The following is a 1,307-nucleotide window of genomic DNA, read 5'->3' as shown; positions in this document are numbered from 1 at the left end:
CGCCCTGGCGGACCTCGGCCCCATCTACACCCGGCTCGGCAACCCGACGCAGAGCGCCGTCGAGGACCGCATCGCCTCGCTCGAGGGCGGCGTCGGCGCGCTGCTGCTCGCCTCGGGCCAGGCGGCAGAGACACTCGCGATCCTCAACATCGCCGAGGCCGGCGACCACGTCGTCGCCAGCCCCTCGTTGTACGGCGGCACGTACAACCTGCTGCACCACACCTTGCCGAAGCTGGGCATCACCACGACGTTCGTCACCGACCCGCACGACCCGCAGGCGTGGCGCGACGCCGTCCAGCCCAACACCAAGCTGTTCTTCGGCGAGACCATCCCCAACCCGAGGGCGGACGTGCTCGACATCGAGGCCGTCGCGGCCGTCGCGCACGAGGTCGGCGTCCCCCTGCTGGTGGACAACACCGTCGCCACGCCGTACCTCGTACGCCCTCTCGAGCACGGCGCCGACGTCGTCATCCACTCGGCGACCAAGTACCTCGGCGGTCACGGCACGGCGATCGGCGGCGTCATCGTCGACGGCGGCACGTTCGACTACGCCCAGCACCCCGAGCGGTTCCCCAACTACAACCAGCCCGACCCGTCGTACAACGGCCTGGTCTACGGCCGCGACCTGGGCGCCGGTGGGATCTTCGGGATCAACCTGTCGTACATCCTCAAGGCGCGCGTCCAGCTGCTGCGCGATCTCGGCGCGGCGATCTCGCCGTTCAACGCCTTCCTCATCGCCCAGGGCCTGGAGACGCTGTCGCTGCGCATCGAGCGGCACGTCGCGAACGCGGAGACGGTCGCGGCCTGGCTCGAGGCGCGCGACGACGTCACGACCGTGCACTACGCGGGCCTGGAGTCGAGCCCCTGGCACGCGAACGCGCTCAAGTACGCACCCCGGGGCGCCGGGGCGATCGTCGCGTTCGAGATCGTCGGCGGCGCGGCGGCCGGCAAGGCGTTCGTCGACGGCCTCGAGCTCCACTCGCACGTCGCGAACATCGGTGACGTGCGCTCGCTCGTCATCCACCCGGCGACGACGACGCACAGCCAGCTGACGCCGGCCGAGCAGCTCGAGTCGGGCGTCACCCCGGGTCTGGTCCGCCTGTCCGTGGGCATCGAGCACATCGACGACATCCTGGCCGACCTCGAGGCCGGCTTCCGGGCCGCCCAGAGCGCCTGATGGTCGCGCCCTCCCGCCCGGCAGCGGATTCCGCGCGCCGCGGCGGCGCCGGTAGGTTGCACGTCGTGCCCACCGACGCCCCGCTGCCCGCGAGCGCTGCCTGGCGGGAGGGTGACCCCGTCGGCAACCG

Annotated in this window: 1 protein-coding gene; it reads left to right on the top strand. The window is 72.0% G+C overall.

Annotated features, from left to right (window positions below; all coding sequences use genetic code 11):
- Positions 1 to 1,177 (top strand): O-acetylhomoserine aminocarboxypropyltransferase/cysteine synthase family protein (locus PKY62_RS12960; protein WP_324537612.1); only part of this gene is annotated, 1,177 nt, incomplete at its 5' end.
- Positions 1,178 to 1,307 lie beyond the last annotated feature (130 nt).

Source organism: Actinotalea sp., assembly GCF_035443605.1.
Classification (GTDB): domain Bacteria; phylum Actinomycetota; class Actinomycetes; order Actinomycetales; family Cellulomonadaceae; genus Actinotalea.
This window is presented reverse-complemented; position numbering and strand designations above follow the sequence as displayed.